The organism is Paraburkholderia sp. NMBU_R16 (genome assembly GCF_013282575.1).
Lineage (GTDB): Bacteria > Pseudomonadota > Gammaproteobacteria > Burkholderiales > Burkholderiaceae > Trinickia.
This window is the reverse complement of sequence record NZ_JAAAYE010000219.1, coordinates 1-1,107: the sequence shown is the minus strand read 5'-3', so window position 1 is coordinate 1,107 and position 1,107 is coordinate 1. Positions and strand designations below refer to the sequence as shown.

At 57.8% G+C, this 1,107-nt stretch carries 1 protein-coding gene and 1 pseudogene; both read right to left on the bottom strand.

The annotated features are described in order from the left end of the window. Window positions 1-88: 88 nt before the first annotated feature. Window positions 89-565 carry a hypothetical protein gene (locus GWC77_RS27940; protein ID WP_173262776.1) on the bottom strand — a complete coding sequence of 159 codons (477 nt, stop codon included), beginning with the start codon at window positions 563-565 and terminating at the stop codon, window positions 89-91. Window positions 566-578: 13 nt separating this feature from the next. Further along, window positions 579-971 (bottom strand): annotated as a pseudogene (locus GWC77_RS27935) (transposase); the annotation flags it as partial. Window positions 972-1,107: the final 136 nt, after the last annotated feature.

Below are 1,107 nucleotides of genomic sequence, written 5' to 3'. Positions count from 1 at the left end.
TGGAACCGCTCGGCTATATCCCACCCGCTGAAGCTGAGGCAAACTATTACCGGCAACTCAGCAACGGAGTTGCGATGCCGGCATCAACTTAAACCAACCAGCCTCCACGATTCCCGGGGCGATTCACCCCCGCCTTCGCTGCGGCCTCTTGTGCGCGCTGCTGAGTATTTACGACGGTCTGCTGCTGTCGGAGAACATCGAGCTTCTTCTTTTCTACGTCGAGGGCTTGTTGAGCGCTCGTGACGTTCCCGAACGCACCCATAGATTGCTGCTGCTTAAGGTTGCGCTGAGCCGCTGCGAAACGCTCGTATTGATCTCCTACCTGCTTGTCTATACTGTCCGGAACGCCGATGCTTCGAATGGCGTTTTTTACCCGGTCGATAATCGAGCCCCATTGATGCCACCATGAGAGCACACTACCCATGTGCTTGTCGGCATCGTCGGAAATCCTTTGATGCACGTCCGACAGGTCCCGCATGATTGCCTTAACGGCTGAGGCCTCGTTGCCCTGCTTGACGAAGTTATCTATCTCTTCGTAAGCGCGCGGCGATCCCGTCTTGACCAAGAGACCGCGATGGTCAGTTAGCCGGCGCCGGTGCCTGCCATCGATGTGGCAACAATTCATCGATACGCGCTGCGGGATGTGCCGGCAAGCGCGCGAGCACATCCTTGAGATAGGCATAAGGATCGTGGCCATTGAGCTTGGCTGACTGCACCAGGCTCATCACCGCGGCCGCGCGTTTGCCCGCTCGCAATGAGCCTGCAAACAGCCAGTTGTTGCGGCCGACGGCAATCGGTCGGATCTAATTTTCACACCAGTTGTTATCGATCGGCGCTTGGGGATCGTCCAGGTAGTGCGTGAGCGCTGCCCATCGGCGCAGACTGTAGTCCAGCGCCTTTGCTATTGCCGAGCCTTCACTGACACGCGCCCGCTGCTGCGTCATCCAGTGATGAAGCGCATCGGCAATCGGACGCGAGCGGGTGTGGCGCGACAATCTGGATGAGAGACGCGCGACAAACAAGATGAGAATGTCGCGGCGAGGTTGATGATGCCGATGTTGATTGACGCTGACAAGCGTTTGTTGATTGACGCGCGGCGCATGTTGC